Source organism: Rhodococcus sp. RCBS9, assembly GCF_029457415.1.
Taxonomy (GTDB): Bacteria; Actinomycetota; Actinomycetes; order Mycobacteriales; family Mycobacteriaceae; genus Rhodococcus_F; species Rhodococcus_F qingshengii.
The window spans coordinates 4,210,511-4,225,594 of the sequence record NZ_CP120422.1; the positions used below are offsets into that span (position 1 = coordinate 4,210,511).

Sequence of the window (15,084 nt, forward strand, 5' to 3'; positions counted from 1 at the left end):
TTTCGCGGACTGGAAATCCGGGCATACCAACCGTTTGTCCAGTGGGTGTCCATATTCAGTTCACACGCCGTTTACTATTGTCCGGTGTTGATAGACAGTTGGTCCCAACGAGGGGGCGCACCCGGACAGTCGGACCGTTCGTGGTCGAGTTCTCACCGACTCCTTCTGATCGGCACAGCAGCATTGACCGTGCTGGTCCTGGGCGTGCAGGCGTTCGCGTCGTACAAGGGCTATCTCGGTCCGGTGGAAAGCCTGTTCGGTGACTACTTCCTCGTTCCCCGCTCCGCGACCATGCCTTGGGTGGGCCTCGCTCTCGCGCTCGTCGGACTGAACAACAAAGAACGCATCTACGCGGTATCCGCGGCCGTCGTGATCGACGTGGTCGTCGGCGCGATCCGCTGGTTCTCGGGTGGACCGCTGACGATGGGCACCGGCGGCACCTGGGTGCTGACGGCCATCGCGGTGTACGCGGTGTGGAAGTTGTCCGGTGAGCGTCGACTCAGCGTTCTGCACGGCGTCGCTCTCGGCGCGTTGCTCATCATCGCGGCCAAGGTTGCCGAGACGTGGCTGGAGATCACCATTCTCGTCGGCACCGACGTGTGGGACGAGTACGTGTTCCTCGCCGACCAGGCTCTCGGGAATCCGTCGTGGGTGATGGGCCAGATCGTCGACGCCATGGGCCCCGTCGGTGCAGCAGCCCTCGACTGGATCTACGTCGAACTGCCGGTCGCAGTGATCGTGGTTGCTCTCTATCAAGTACGTAAGGGATGGCCGTCGCATCACCTGCTGCGCACGTTCCTGCTCATCGGGCTGATCGGCCCGATCTTCTACGTCCTGTTCCCGGTGGTCGGCCCGGTGTTCGCCTTCGGTCCGCGTGGGTTCGGATTCCAGATCGGTGACTACTGGCCGAACATCGTGCCCAACTTCGACTTCGCATCACCGTCGTCGCTGCCGTTCGACGACGCCGCACCGCGAAACTGCATGCCGAGCCTGCACACCGCGTGGGCAGTCGCGCTGTTCATCCACTCGCGCAGCGGACCGTGGTGGATTCGCAGCCTGGGATCGTTCTGGCTCGTTGCGACCCTGACCGCGACGCTCGGCTTCGGATTCCACTACGGCGTCGACCTCATTGCCGGTGCCGTCCTGTGCTTGACCCTCGATGCGGCGCTACGGGATCCGGAGCGCGGCTGGGGGTGGTTCCGAGTGCGTCTGTTGATCGGTGGCTCGGCACTCCTGGCGGGATTGTTGCTCTCGTACCGGTTCGCTGCGGTGCAGATGGCCGAGTACCCGGCGATCTTCGGGCCGCTGCTGATGGCTGTCCTGGTTCTCATGTCGGTGGCGTACTTCGCCACCTTCTTCGCCCGCCCCGGCACTGCTCTTGCGGTGTGGGGCGAGCGCGACGGCGAGTGGGATGCCGCTACAGCAGAGAGTCCGGGTCTTCCAGCTCGTTGATCTTCATGAGGTCGTCCTCTTCGCGCTGTTCGCGGTAGGCGACTCGGCCGACGCTGTGCGCGATCACGGGCGCCGTCAGCAGCGTGAAGATGCCCACCAGGACCAACATCCAGATGTCGACGCTCCCACGAAGCAGGAACACGGCGCCCATCAGGACCAAGATCAGTCCGACCACCTGAGGTTTCGTGGCCGCGTGCATACGACGCAGAGTGTCGGGGAAGCGAACGATTCCCACCGCGGCGGTCAGCGCGAGCAGCGCGCCGAGGAAGATGGAGATGGCCCCGATCGTGTCGAGGATGTTGCCGATCACTGGTCACTCACCCGGAAGCGCGCGACGGACACGGAACCGATGAAGCCGACCAGCGCCAGCGCGACGATCGCGGGAACGATGGTCGTGTCTTTGCTGTACGCGGCCCAGACCGCGAGTCCACACATCGAGACCGCGATGATCGTGTCCAGGGCGACGAGGCGGTCGAGTGAGCTCGGACCGTCGAGCAATCGGAACGTGGTCAGTACGGCGGCGATCAGCAGAATCACTCCGGAAATGATCAAGATCGTGGTGATGAACCCGTTCATGGTTGGTCCTCCTGCCGGGGTGCATCGAATTCGTAGTCGCGCTGGTGCCATGGGCTGGGTTGCCAGTCCGAATCACGTTCGAACGACGCGATGAACAACCGCTCGAGGTCCTCCACCGAGCGGTAGAACGCGCTGACGGCTTTCTGCGAGCCGACGTCGAGCACGTGGACGTAGACGATGCGTCGGTTCTGGTCGATCTCGAGAACCATCGTGCCGGGGATCAGGTTGAGAACGTCGATGCACAGCGTGAGAACCAGGTCGGACTTGATCCCGAGTTGGTACCGCAGAACTCCGGTGACCGGCGGCGGCGACGGACGGATCGCCAGCCACGCGACCTGGATACTCGACTGGATCGCGTAGTACACGATCATCCACAACAGACGCAGAATCGACAGCAGATGTACCCGACCCTCGACCGGTACGCGGGGGAGGGGAAGCAGGACCATGATGATCAGGCCGACGGCGAGTCCGCCGAAGATGTTGCCGAAACTGATGTTGCCCCACAACAGGATCCATACGACCATCAGCCACAGCAGGATCCCGACGCGGAGTACCTGTTCGCGTTTCATCGCGGAGCCTCCTCGGTATTCGGGACGTCGGTGTTCGGGGCCTCGGTATTCGGAACGGCTGCGGGGTCGTCTGCAGCGACGGGAGCTTCGTCGACCGGCACGGGCCGGTGGTTGCCGAGAACCGCGTCGATGTAGATGGACCGGTCCTGCAGATCCTTCGCCGCTCTGTCGCTGATGTCGATGATCCGGCCCGCGAACACCGTCAGTGCCAGACCGACGATGACAAGTCCGACCGTCGGAATCAGCATGAAGAGCGGAATCTTGCCGACATCCTCGCGGTCGACGAACGCGATGTCCTCTTCGGACTCGTCGATCAACGCTGACGGGCTGACGTCGGCGAGGTCACCTTCGGGCGCGTCGGCCCGGGCTCGCCAGAAAGCCTTGGTCCACACGCGGGCGACGGCGTAGAGCGTCAGCAAGCTGGTGATCGTGCCGCCGGCAACGAGGATCCAAGCCAACGCGCTGGCGTCGGCCGCACCGGCCTGAAGGAGCGCGACCTTGCCGATGAAGCCCGAGAACGGCGGGATACCGCCGAGATTCAGCGCCGGGATCAGGAAGACGATCGCGAGGATCGGGCTGGCCGCCGCCAGACCGCCGAGACGGCGCAGCGACGACGACCCGGCTTGTCGTTCGATCAGACCCACGACGAGGAAGAGCGTCGTCTGCACGATGATGTGGTGGGCGACGTAGTAGATCGCGCCGGACAGCCCGGACGTCGTGGACAGTGCGATACCGAAGATCATGTAACCGATATGGCTGACCAGTGTGAACGAGAGAAGACGTTTGATGTCGCTCTGCGCGATGGCACCCATGATGCCGACCACCATCGTGAGCAGGCCGCACACCATCAGTACGTTGTCGAGTTCCCCTTGCGGGAACAGCAGTGAATGCGCGCGGATGATCGCGTACACACCGACCTTGGTGAGCAACCCGGCGAAGACGGCGGTGATCGGTGCGGGCGCGGTCGGATACGAGTCCGGTAGCCACGCAGACAGCGGGAAGACCGCGGCCTTGATGCCGAACGCCACGAGAAGGACAGCGAAGATGGCGGTTCGTGTGCCCGGCGGAATGTTGTCGAAGCGCAGGGCCATGTCGGCCATGTTGAGGGTGCCGGTCGCCGCGTAGGCGAAGGCGATGCCCGCCAGGAAGATCAGCGAGGACACCATCGAGACCATCACGTACGAGACACCGGCCCGGACGCGGTCGGCGCTGGCACCGAGCGTCAGGAGCACGAAACTCGCAGCGAGCAGAACCTCGAATCCGACGTACAGGTTGAAGAGGTCACCGGCGAGGAACGCGTTGGAGATACCGGCGGTCAATGCGAGATAGGTCGGCAGGAAGATCGAGACCGGCTGGGCCTCGCTGCCGTCGCGAATACCCTGACCGATCGCGTAGATCATGACGGCGAGCAACACCACCGACGAGACCACGAGCATCATCGCCGAGAGACGGTCGACCACGAGTGTGATGCCGATGGGGGAGTCCCAGCCGCCGACCTGAACGGCCGTCGTACCGTCGCGGTCGGCGAGGTAGAGCAGCAAGCCCGACACCGCGACGACGCCGACGAGCGCGATCAGTGTGATCACGCGCTGGAAACGAGGACGTCGGCCGACGACCAGCGTCGCAGCAGCGGCCAGCATCGGGATCAAGACGGGCAGGGGCGCAAGGGCTCCCATCAGGTTGTCCGAGATGGTCATGCGCCTCCACCTCCCTCGATCTTGGTCTGGCGAGCGTCTTTGCGCCGCTTCTCGGATTCCTTCTTACGAGCAAGGTCGGTGGCCCAGTCGGGTACCGGTTCGTCCTCGAAGTCGCCGTCGTGGAGGTCGTCGTAGCATTCGATGTCCTCGAGGTTGACCAGTTGTTCGAGGGGAATAGGGTTGCCGTCCTTGTCGAATGCGTCGCCGCCGATGCTCGGGGCACCGGTGACCGGGTCGTCGGAGCGGTCGTGGTCGGGAGCGTCGGCAGGCAGGCGACGCTTGAGAACCTTGGTGTCCTCGGGATCGTCCTCGACGGCGTCGGCGGTGTTGATCTTGTAAGACCGGTACGCCAGTGCCAGAACGAAGCCGGCGATACCCATCGTGATCACGATCGCCGTCAGGATCATGCCCTGGGCGAGCGGATCCGCTATTTCCTCGTGGACCGAATCTCGGCCGACGATGGGCGGATTCCCGTCCGATCCACCGACGGTCAGGATCAAGAGGTTGATGGCGTTGCCGAATAGAAGTAGACCGAGCAGCATCCGAGTGATGCTTCGTTCGATCAGCAGGTAGACACCGGCCGACGTGAGGACGCCGATCAGGATCAGCATTCCGATGTTTGCGCTCATGGTGCTTTCACCTCGATTTCTGCGTCGAGGCGGGCGCCGAGACTTCGGAGTACGTCCAGGACCAGGCCGACCACGATGAGGTAGACGCCCAGGTCGAAGAACAGTGCGGTGACCAGTTTGACGTGGCCGATGAGCGGGAGTGTGAACTCGAATACGGCGGACGAGAGCGCCGGGGCGCCGAGGAACAGCGACACCAGGGCGGTGCCCGCGGCCAGCGCCAAACCGAGGCCGAGAATCTTGCCCGCGTCGATGGGTACGGCTTCACCGAGTTCGTAGCGTCCGCCGGCGAGGTACCGAAGTACCAGCGCCAGGCCCGCCGTCAGGCCTCCGGCGAAACCGCCACCGGGGGCATTGTGACCGGAGAAGAAGAAGTAGATCGACAACACCATGATGGTCGGGAAGATCAACCTCGTGGTGACCTCGAGAACCAGCGAACGGTGTCGAGGATCGATGAGGTCTCCGCCGCGCAACCACGTCGTGTCCGAGTTGGCAGCTGCCTTGTCGACGATGACGGAGGGGGCGTCCGCGACGCGCGGCGCGATACCGAACCGGCGGTTGCGGAAGACGAGGCTGGCGACGCCAGTTGCCGCGACCAGCAGCACCGAGATCTCACCGAGGGTGTCCCATGCGCGGATGTCGACGAGTAGGACATTGACGACGTTCTTGCCGTTGCCCAGGTCGTAGGCAGCGTCGGGAAGCAGCTCGTAGATCGGACGAGTGTTTCGGGCATTGGTCGCGAAGGCCGCGATGGTGGTGACGGTGATACCGACGGCGACAGCGAGTGCGGCACGCGGCCACTTGAAGCCGATCGCCTTGCTCTCGTCGACTTCGGCGGGGAACTTCCGGAGCACGAGCACGAAGATCACCAGTGTCAGTGTCTCGACGAGGAACTGGGTCAGCGCGAGGTCGGGTGCGCCGTGCAGCGCGAACAACACGCCGCAGCCGTAGCCGGTGAGTCCGACGAGGATGACGCTGGCGAGTCGGTTGCGCATCAGCGTCGCGGCGATGGCGGCCGAGATCATCATCAGCGCGATAGTGAACTGGATGGGTGAATCCCACATCCGAAGGTCGACTCCGCCGCCATCGGTGTCGATGATCAGCAGGAACAGCGGCACAACGACCAGCGTCGCGAGAATCGTCGACTGTGTGCGGGGGAGCGAACCACGCTGAGTGGCACCGGTCAGGCGCATCGAGATGGTGTCCATGCCGCGCAGGGTCGCGTCGTAGATACGGTCGGCGTTGCCGAGCGGCGGGTGCTCGAAGTGCAGTCGGCTGATCTGACGCTGCGCGATGTAGAGCGCGATGCCGCCGGCGATGACGATGCAGGTGAGCAGCAGCGGAGTGTTGAATCCGTGCCACAGCGCGAGGTGGTAGTCGGCGTGAGGTCCGGGGGCCAGTGTGGTGGAGTACGGGGTCAGCAGCTTCTCGAGCTGGGGCGAGAGAATGCCGGCGGCCAGACCGAGAACAGCGAGCAGGCCGGGCGCGAACAGGAACAGCCAACCCGGCTTGTGCATCTTGCTCACGGCTGGGCTGGGCTTGCTCAGGGTCTTACGTCCGAAGGCGCCCCAGATGAAGCGGACGCTGTAGCCGACGGTGAGGATCGAGCCCAACACGATCACCGTGACGACGGCGATGGACGGCCAGTGGCCGAGCGCGTTCGTTTCGAGCACCGATTCGAGTGCGGCTTCCTTGCCGACGAATCCGAGTAGCGGTGGCAGACCGGCCATGCTGGCGGCAGCGAGGCTCGCGATGATCGCGAGAGCGGGTGCCGCTTTACCCAGGTGAGCAAGTTTGCGCAGGTCACGGGTACCGGTCGTGTGATCGATGATGCCAACGACCATGAAGAGTGCGGCCTTGAACATCGCGTGCGCCACGACCATCGTCATGCCGGCCAGGGCGGCGTCACGCGTGCCGATGCCGACCAGGACCATCATGAAGCCGAGTTGGCTGACGGTTCCGAAGGCGAGGACGAGTTTGAGGTCGTACGCGCGCATGGCTCGCCAACCGGCGAGGATCATCGACAGCAGACCCAAACTGATGATGGTGATGCGCCACGGCGGCGAATCGGCGTACCCGGGAGCCAGGCGCGCGACGAGGTAGATACCGGCCTTGACCATTGCAGCAGCGTGAAGATAACCGCTGACAGGGGTTGGCGCGGCCATTGCACCGGGAAGCCAGAAGTGCAGGGGCACGATTGCCGATTTGGAGAGCGCACCGATCAGGATCAGGACGATCGCGACGGACGGGAGCCACCCCGTCGGCGGGTTCGCGACCAGTTCGGACAGGTTGTAGCTGCCGCCGACCTGGCCGAGGATGATCATGCCGACCAACATCGCCAGACCACCCGCGGTGGTGACCAGCAGTGCCTGGGTCGCGGCGCGGCGGCTGGTGGCGCGTTCGGCGTAGTGACCCACGAGCAGGAACGACAGGACCGTCGTCAGTTCCCAGAACACGTAGAGAAGCAGCATGTTGTCGCTGGTCACTAGCCCGAACATGGCACCCGCGAAGGCGACCATCTCGGCGGCGAAGATACCGAGTCGAGGTTCGTCGTCGGTGAAATAGCGGGCGCAGTAGACCAGGATGAGCGTGCCGACACCCAGGACGAGCACGGCCATGATGGCCGAAAGCGCGTCGAACCTGAAGTCGATGTCCATCGACAGCCCTGGAACCCAGGTGATGTGCAGCGTCTCGACGGTGCCCCATTTGTCGATGACCCAGCCGAGGCCGGCGAGGGGGACTATCGCGAGGGGGAAGAAGCCGTTTCGCCCTAACCTGCGCACCACAAGCGGAGCCAAGAGGGCGGCAACGGCATGGGCAAGCAAGATAGCGAGCAAAAGGCACTCCGTCGTGTTGTCAGCGGGCGGCGGGGTGTCCGAACAAAATCGAACCTATCGGATTAACGAGACAATTCACCTTGTCGGAGAGGTTGTCTTTGCGTACATATTACCGGGCGTGGCAGTTTCGATGTGCAGCGAGTCGATTCGGACATCATCGGCACTCGCTGATACACGTAGGTTGGACGACGTGAATTCGTCGACACCCACCACGATCATCCGTACCGCTGCCCTTGCACACATTCGTGACCGCAAGCTGATCCAGACCCGCTCCGTGGGCAAGACGGCGTTCTACATGGCCGGCGGAAAGATCGACCCGGGGGAGACGCCCGAGCAGGCACTGCACCGCGAAATTCGGGAGGAACTCGACGTCGATCTGGTCGACGGGACGGTCACGTTCCTCGACGTCTTCGAGGCTCACGCTTTCGGACATTCCGCGGACACGGGCCTGCACATGAGTTGTTATCTGGCGGAGATGGCCGGAGACCCGCACCCGACCAGCGAGATCGCCGAGTTCCGCTACTTCACGCTCGCCGAGTACGCAGCGATGGACGAGGTGGCGCCCGGATCACTCAAAGTGTTCCATCGCCTGGCGTCGATGGATCTGATCGACTGATCGGCGGAGGAACGGATCGATTGATCCGCCCCAATCGGAGACTCACGTAGGCGCAGACGGCCACGATGATCAGCGCCACGGCGTCGAGTATCAGAATGTCGGTCGAGATTTCGAACGGGCCGACCGTCGTGATGCCGTTGAAGGGCTTGTTCTCGTCGAGCGGCGTGTACGCCGTCCATCCGTAGTCGAACTGCGGATAGACGAGCAGGGCCAGCGCCGTCGGGCCGAAGATGACACCGAGTCCGACGAGGGCTCGTGACGCTCCGGTCCGCGGTGGCTCTCGGTACATCGCGCTGGCGATCGCGTACGTGACGACCGCAGCGGTGAAGGCGACAAGAAGATCGCTGATCGTGAGAACGTCACCGATCTTCGGCGACGGCGACGTGGCGTAGCTGACGATCCCGGCGACCGTGACCGTCAGGAGCAATCCGTAGCCGACGACTCGCGAGGGAGCGATCGCGCCGATCGCTGCCGCGGCGACGATGACGAGTCCGATCACGACGGCGGTGGAGGCGGGGGTTTTCGACCATTCCATGGCTTCGGTTGCGGGACGGTTCGCCGAGACCGCCGCCAGAGTTGCGACGGCAGCGGTACACATCAGCAGGATTCGACTGCCGTCGCCCAGCACCCGCGCGCAGATCACCGTGATCACCAGCGCGACGAGTAGTAGAGGCACCGCCGCCGTGACGGTGGTGATCTCGAACCACCAATTCGCAGCGACCCCGAAGAGAGTGAGCACCGCCGCGATAGTCACCGGTCGAACGGCCATCCGTTCCTTGGGGTGGTCCTTGTCGAAGTCGTGGAACCAGAACGCGGCGACGCAGGCGGCGGCCAAAGCGAGCGCGAGCAGTGTTGCCCCCAACACTGGTGGTTGAAACTGGTTGGTGTTGTCGGCGATGTAGTCCGCGTACCGCCGAGGAATAGCGTCTTCGTCGAGGAGTGAATCCGAGACATGCACGGCAACAATCGTTCCCGCGACGGAAGCGGCTCGGACCCGGGGAGCGGCAGCAACCGTGACCGCGCCGACAGCGACTCCCGCACCGACGGGTGAGAGTGCCTCGAAGTTGTGATCGTAGAGCCCGGGCAGTTCGAGTAGGAGTCCACCGAAGACCGTCATGGCCGCGGTCCGCAACCGGCAGCGGGCCATCATCGCGGCTGTCCCGACCGCGACGACAGCCAAGACGCCGGCGCCGATGGTCGAGATGGACCAGAACCTGTCGCCCGTCGAAATCGACGTCGACTGGCTGTTCACGAACGGTGCCAAGGCGACGACGGTGACGACGAATGCCGTCACACCACTCAGCGCGACGAGCAGCGTCCTGCGGGCGATGGGCACTGCTCCAAAATAGTCAATCCGGTACCAGTTGCACCGCAATAGCAGGTCTCAGTCCGGTGACGGTGTGTCAGTCGACTGGCCCCGGTTCGATCCGAGATTCCGTGGTGTCGACGGGTGGATGGGACCGTCGGAGGATCGCTGCACCGCAGAAGCCGATGATCAAGGCGAAGAGGATTGCAGCGCCGACGGTCTGAGGGGTGACGTAGTCGATGGTGATGCCTATTCCGCGTCCGAATAGTCCTCCGTTGGCGCTGACGTGCGCCGGGATGGGAAGTTCCATCAATCGCTGAATGTCTGCCGCTGTCAACTCTGGCGGCGCGGTGAGCTGATCGGTGAGAATGGCGATCGACGAGAAGGTCATTGCGGCAAAGGGAATGGCGAGTCCGAGTGTGGCGTCGACCAGGCTGCCGGGAGCCAGGGCACCGAACAGGAATCCGGCGGCGAGACCCAGCGAGGCGATCTTCAGTGCGATTGACCAGACACCGTGCGCGGAGTCGAAGGGCAGTAGTTCTGACAGCGGTACCGCAACGAGAACGGCGATGGGAACGAGGTTTGGCACCTGCTTGTGCAGTCGCAATCCGACGGCGACCGGCAGGGCTGCGAAAAGCACCAGTACCCAGGGGGACTTCAGGTCTCCCCAGTGGCCGGAACCCTTCGCGATGTCGACGAACAGCGGAGCCGACGCAGCGGCCAGAGCGGTTGCGGCCCAGAGGAACTTGCCACCAGCACCGGAGGTGTCGCCGAGACGGTAGGCGGCGATCCATGTCAACGCGAGCGCAGCGCCCGCTGCCAAGACCATGACGATCCAGGCAGTTGCCTCGGACGCGTACTGCTGGCGATCGATCACGGCGCCGAGCACTCGATGCCCGATCGCCAGCGCGGCGATCACCACGAGCGCTATGCGGATTTCGCCCGCGTCGGGCTTGCGGATCCGGAAGCCGGATTGCGCGGTCACTGCACAGGCGATTGCTGCTGCGGCCGTGGCGCCGATCAGCCACCACGACGGCTCACCTACCGAAGACGTACTCATCCGGCCCGTCCCGCCGGCGAACGTGCGAACCGCGAGGAAGGCGGCAAGCACGCCGAGGAGGGTGGCGTTCTTCGTGGCGGTGCGATCCCAACTGACGGCAACCACACAACCCAGAATCGCACCGGCTGCAACACTTTTGACGATGATCAAGGCGATCAGCAGGTCCAGTGACGCAACCTCGGGCACGACTGCCCGAATGATCGCGATGACGGCGACCCCGACGGTGATCGCGATCCAGGCTGCCCGACGGGAGCCGCGACGCTGTGAGAGTGCGCAGGCAAGCACGGCAACCACGGCGCCGAGCCCGACAGCGGTGGGTCCACTGCTGATCCAGCGATCTACTTCCGACGGAGAGGCCACGATGGCCCAGTCACGGAGAACCGGATTGGTCAGGGCCAGCGCCGCGAGTATCCCGGACAGGAGCGCAGCGACGGTGGTGAGGATCGCTCGAAGATCGAGTGGCATCGGGCCAACCTATCGCGGCGCCGCAACATCGGTCGTGGGCGGCGTGAGTGCCGGAAACCAGATGTCGGTGAGAACGTCTGCTGCGACGTCCGCACCCGCGGTGATCGCGCCCTGTTCCGCCCAGCGAATGAAGAAGCGCTCGACTTGTGTCAGCAGGAGCTCGACCCGGAGTTTCGCCTCGTCGTGTCGGCTCTGCGGCCAGCGTGCCAGGTACGACGGCATAGCGTTGGGCAGTGCTGAGATGCCTTCGCGGGCCAGTGTGCGGAACTCGGGTTCGAGGACCATGGCCTCGTCCCACGCCCGCATCATGTGGTGGTGATCGCGGCACCAGTCGAGAGCGCGGTTGATCCAGCCGGCGAATTCTTCGCGCGAACCGGAATCGAGTACGTGGTCGAGATCCTGGAATATGGCGAGGGTGCTGGATACGACGGTGTTCGAGCCGAGCGCCTTGAGGATGTCGATCTTTCCGGGAAAGTGCAGGTAGAAGGTGGCTCGGCTGCAACCGACCCGGCCGGCGATGTCCTCGACGGTGACAGCCGCGTATCCGCGTTCGGTGAAGAGCGCGCCGGCGGCATCCACGAGGTCTGCGCGGGTTCGCTGCTTCTGCTTCTCTCGCAGCGTCAGTCTGCCGGAGGTATCTGTCATTACCAGGATCCTAGTGCCGCGGGGGCTCTCACGGGTCAGTTGCACGAGACTCTCCGTCTTTCACTTGACAGTCCGTTAGTGAAAGCTACTCTGTGGTGTAGCGCACATTCGACCGATCAGAGGACGCCATGACCATCTCGGACACAACACGCACGCCTGACCTGCCGGCCGGATTCGACGTCACCGATCCTGCTGTCCTCGGGGAGCGGATCCCTTTCGAGGAATTCGCCGAACTGCGTCGCAACGCACCCGTGTGGTGGTGTGAGCAGCCGCCGACGGTCGGTGGATTCCAGGACGAGGGCTACTGGGTGGTCTCGCGTCACGCTGACGTCAAAGAGGTCAGCCAGCGCAGCGATGTGTTCTCGAGCTGGGAGAACACCGCGATCGCGCGTTTCGCCGACGACATGCCACGTGAGGCCGTCGAGATGCTCCGGCATCTTCTGCTCAACAAGGATGCACCGGAGCACACCAAGCTCCGCAAGCTGATTTCGAAGCTGTTCACGCCTCGCGCGATCAACGGCATGCGCGACGAATTGGACCGTCGTGCACGGAGCATCGTCGACACCGCTGTGAGCGAAGGCCCGGGCGACTTCGTGAAGCAGGTTGCCAGCGAGCTGCCGCTCCAAGCGATCGCGGATCTGATCGGTGTACCGCAGGACGATCGAGACAAGCTGTTCAAGTGGTCCAACGAGATGATGGGCTACGACGACCCGGAATACCAGGGTGATCCGGCAGTCGCGTCCACCGAGGTCCTCGGATACGCGTACCAAATGGCAGACGCACGTCGTACCTGCCCGGCAGACGACATCGTCACCACTCTGGTCCAGGCCGACATCGACGGCGACTCCTTGAGCCCGGAGGAGTTCGGGTTCTTCGTGCTCATCCTGGCGGTCGCAGGGAACGAGACCACTCGCAACGCCATCACGCACGGAATGATCGCGTTCCTGGACAACCCCGAGCAGTGGGAGCTGTACAAGAAGGAACGTCCCAAGACGACGGCCGACGAGATCGTCCGTTGGGCGACACCCGTCACCGCCTTCCAGCGCACCGCGCTCGAGGACACGGAATTGGCAGGAGTGTCGATCAAGAAGGGGCAGCGCGTGGTGATGCTGTACAGCTCCGCGAACTTCGACGAGGACGTGTTCGAGAACCCGATGACGTTCGACATCACTCGTAACCCCAATCCGCACTTGGGCTTCGGCGGAACGGGCGCGCACTTCTGCATCGGTGCCAACCTCGCTCGTATGGAGATCGACTTGATGTTCAACGCGATCGCCGACAACGTCCCGGACATCACCAAGATCGGTGATCCGCGCCGTCTGCGCTCGGGTTGGATCAACGGCATCAAGGAGTTCCAGGTCGATTACAAGAGCACAGGCTGCCCGGTCGCTCACTAGAGTCGGTAGGTGAGAGGTACACCCCACGATCTCGAGGAGCCACCGCATGACTTCGATCAACGACAAGGCAACTGCTCTACTGGCGTTGCACCAGCCAGGTAATCCGGTCATTCTCCCGACGGTGTGGGACGCGTGGTCGGCGAATCTTGCGGTGGCTGCCGGTTTTGCAGCCCTGACGGTAGGCAGTCATCCGGTTTCCGATTCCATCGGCAAGCCGGACAACGAGGGCATCACCTTCGACGAACTTCTGCACCGGATCAAGCAGATCACCGGTGCGGTCGACGCCCCGATCTCGGTGGACATCGAGGGTGGTTACGGGCTCGAGCCGGCAGTTCTCATCGACGGGTTGATCGATGCCGGCGCTGTCGGACTCAACATCGAGGACACCGTTCACAGTGAAGGCGGACGCTTGCGCGAGGCGCAGGAGCACGCCGACTTCGTGGGTGGGCTTCGTCAGGCCGCCGACGCAGCCGGAGTTCACGTTGTCGTCAACGCGCGCACCGACCTGTTCGTGAAGCAGGTCGGTGACGAGTCCGATCGCGTCGATCGCGCCATCGCACGCCTCAAGCTGGCGGCCGACGCCGGCGCCGACGTTCTCTACCCCGTCGGGCGCCATGACGACGCGACCCAGCGCCGCCTGACGTCCGAGCTCCCACTTCCGATCAATGCGATCGGAATCCCGGATCAGGACGACCCGGCAAGTTTCGGTCCGCTCGGAGTGGCACGTGTGAGCTTCGGTCCGTTCTTCCAGATGGCATTGGCCAACCGTGCGAACGAGATCTTGGGACGCTGGAAGTAAGAATGCAGACACTGATGTCGCCCGGCCCGCTTCTCGACGATCGCGGACATTTGGTCGAGACGGGTTGGGCCCCATCGGAGATTCGCAAGTATCGACGCTCTGCGATCACCGCTCCCAAGTTCCGGATCAAGGAGTGGGACTACTACTGCGTTCTCACTGCGGATTACGGCATTGCGTTGACCGTCGCCGACAACGGGTACATGGGCTTGCTCGGAGTCTCCTGGCTCGATTTCCGAACACCACACGAGATCACCGAAAACGTGATGCTGCCGTTCCCGATGGGAAGGCTCGGTCTGCCCGAAAGCGCGGACGACGGTGATGTGGTGGTGTCGAAAGGTAAAGCTCGCTTCGAGTTTCGCCATGTGGACGGTGGGCGCCACCTGATCGTCGACTACCCGGCTTTCGACGGTGGGCGAGGCCTTCATGCCGATTTGTTCCTGGCGAGTCCTGCCGATGACCGGATGGTGATCGCCACACCGTTTCCGAAGGCGTCCCGTTCGTTTTACTACAACCAGAAGATCAACTGCCTGCCCGCTGCCGGGACCGTGCGAATCGGGATCGACGACTTCACATTTCGCTCGGAAGACTCGTTCGGCGTTCTCGATTGGGGCAGGGGAGTCTGGACTTACGACAACACCTGGTACTGGGGTTCTGCATCCGGACTGGTGAACGGCGAGCGGTTCGGATTCAACATCGGTTACGGCTTCGGTGACACTACGGCGGCCAGCGAGAACATCGTGTTTGTCGGAGGGCGGGCCCACAAACTGGACAGGATCGACTTCGGCATCCCGCAGGGAACGTACGACGGCGCTCCGTGGAACTTCTCGAGCAACGATGGTCGCTTCGAGATGACTTTCGAGCCGATCATCGACCGTGCCGCGACTTTCGACGTCGGGGTGCTGCGTTCGATTCAGCATCAGGTGTTCGGAAAGTTCTCCGGCACAGTGATCCTCGACGACGGTACCTCCGTGGTGGTTCGAGATCTCCTCGGATTTGCCGAGGAGGTTCGGAACCGCTGGTAGGCCGTACGTCTCCGCGA

At 63.5% G+C, this 15,084-nt stretch carries 14 protein-coding genes; 5 read left to right on the forward strand and 9 right to left on the reverse strand.

Annotated features, from left to right (window positions below; translation table 11 throughout):
• Nucleotides 1-84 precede the first annotated feature (84 nt).
• Nucleotides 85-1,452, forward strand: coding sequence for a phosphatase PAP2 family protein (locus P0M12_RS19835; protein WP_042926204.1), 1,368 nt, complete (start codon nucleotides 85-87; stop codon nucleotides 1,450-1,452).
• Here P0M12_RS19835 and mnhG read toward each other — a convergent pair.
• The 6 genes from mnhG to P0M12_RS19865 are packed head-to-tail and all read right to left on the reverse strand — an operon-like array spanning nucleotide 1,418 to nucleotide 7,757.
• A complete protein-coding gene (mnhG, locus tag P0M12_RS19840) occupies nucleotides 1,418-1,759 on the reverse strand; it encodes a monovalent cation/H(+) antiporter subunit G (protein ID WP_085989592.1) in 342 nt (113 codons plus the stop codon). The two genes, P0M12_RS19835 and mnhG, sit on opposite strands and share 35 nt — an antisense overlap.
• Complete coding sequence (locus tag P0M12_RS19845) at nucleotides 1,759-2,028, reverse strand: monovalent cation/H+ antiporter complex subunit F (RefSeq protein WP_003945061.1); 270 nt, start codon at nucleotides 2,026-2,028, stop codon at nucleotides 1,759-1,761. Before P0M12_RS19845 ends, mnhG begins: the two co-directional genes overlap by 1 nt.
• Nucleotides 2,025-2,597 carry a Na+/H+ antiporter subunit E gene (locus P0M12_RS19850; RefSeq protein WP_003945063.1) on the reverse strand — a complete coding sequence of 191 codons (573 nt, stop codon included), beginning with the start codon at nucleotides 2,595-2,597 and terminating at the stop codon, nucleotides 2,025-2,027. The genes P0M12_RS19845 and P0M12_RS19850 overlap by 4 nt, the downstream gene beginning before the upstream one ends.
• The gene (locus P0M12_RS19855; protein ID WP_003945059.1) at nucleotides 2,594-4,294 is read right to left on the reverse strand and encodes a Na+/H+ antiporter subunit D; all 1,701 of its coding nucleotides are present in this window, start codon (nucleotides 4,292-4,294) and stop codon (nucleotides 2,594-2,596) included. The genes P0M12_RS19850 and P0M12_RS19855 overlap by 4 nt, the downstream gene beginning before the upstream one ends.
• Complete coding sequence (locus P0M12_RS19860) at nucleotides 4,291-4,923, reverse strand: Na(+)/H(+) antiporter subunit C (protein ID WP_003945054.1); 633 nt, start codon at nucleotides 4,921-4,923, stop codon at nucleotides 4,291-4,293. Before P0M12_RS19860 ends, P0M12_RS19855 begins: the two co-directional genes overlap by 4 nt.
• Nucleotides 4,920-7,757 carry a Na+/H+ antiporter subunit A gene (locus P0M12_RS19865; protein WP_277376737.1) on the reverse strand — a complete coding sequence of 946 codons (2,838 nt, stop codon included), beginning with the start codon at nucleotides 7,755-7,757 and terminating at the stop codon, nucleotides 4,920-4,922. The genes P0M12_RS19860 and P0M12_RS19865 overlap by 4 nt, the downstream gene beginning before the upstream one ends.
• A 190-nt stretch (nucleotides 7,758-7,947) precedes the next feature.
• On the opposite strand from P0M12_RS19865, the gene P0M12_RS19870 reads away from it, so the two are divergent.
• On the forward strand, nucleotides 7,948-8,373 hold the full coding sequence (locus tag P0M12_RS19870) for an NUDIX domain-containing protein (RefSeq protein ID WP_007730102.1): 426 nt from the start codon (nucleotides 7,948-7,950) through the stop codon (nucleotides 8,371-8,373).
• Here P0M12_RS19870 and P0M12_RS19875 read toward each other — a convergent pair.
• From P0M12_RS19875 to P0M12_RS19885, 3 genes are all read right to left on the reverse strand, one after another.
• Nucleotides 8,330-9,709, reverse strand: a complete 1,380-nt coding sequence (locus tag P0M12_RS19875) for a hypothetical protein (protein WP_223304380.1) — start codon at nucleotides 9,707-9,709, stop codon at nucleotides 8,330-8,332. The genes P0M12_RS19870 and P0M12_RS19875 overlap by 44 nt on opposite strands.
• 67 nt (nucleotides 9,710-9,776) lie before the next feature.
• Nucleotides 9,777-11,204, reverse strand: a complete 1,428-nt coding sequence (locus tag P0M12_RS19880; RefSeq protein ID WP_193595514.1) for a hypothetical protein — start codon at nucleotides 11,202-11,204, stop codon at nucleotides 9,777-9,779.
• A 9-nt stretch (nucleotides 11,205-11,213) separates the two neighbouring features.
• The gene (locus tag P0M12_RS19885) at nucleotides 11,214-11,849 is read right to left on the reverse strand and encodes a TetR/AcrR family transcriptional regulator (RefSeq protein ID WP_042926208.1); all 636 of its coding nucleotides are present in this window, start codon (nucleotides 11,847-11,849) and stop codon (nucleotides 11,214-11,216) included.
• A 128-nt stretch (nucleotides 11,850-11,977) separates the two neighbouring features.
• Between P0M12_RS19885 and P0M12_RS19890 the strand changes: the two genes are divergently transcribed.
• The 3 genes from P0M12_RS19890 to P0M12_RS19900 are packed head-to-tail and all read left to right on the forward strand — an operon-like array spanning nucleotide 11,978 to nucleotide 15,067.
• Nucleotides 11,978-13,246, forward strand: a complete 1,269-nt coding sequence (locus P0M12_RS19890) for a cytochrome P450 (RefSeq protein ID WP_003945041.1) — start codon at nucleotides 11,978-11,980, stop codon at nucleotides 13,244-13,246.
• Between the two features lie 46 nt (nucleotides 13,247-13,292).
• A complete protein-coding gene (locus P0M12_RS19895) occupies nucleotides 13,293-14,045 on the forward strand; it encodes an isocitrate lyase/phosphoenolpyruvate mutase family protein (protein WP_007730096.1) in 753 nt (250 codons plus the stop codon).
• A gap of 2 nt (nucleotides 14,046-14,047) precedes the next feature.
• Nucleotides 14,048-15,067, forward strand: a complete 1,020-nt coding sequence (locus tag P0M12_RS19900) for a DUF2804 domain-containing protein (RefSeq protein WP_042926211.1) — start codon at nucleotides 14,048-14,050, stop codon at nucleotides 15,065-15,067.
• The last annotated feature ends 17 nt before the right edge of the window (nucleotides 15,068-15,084 follow it).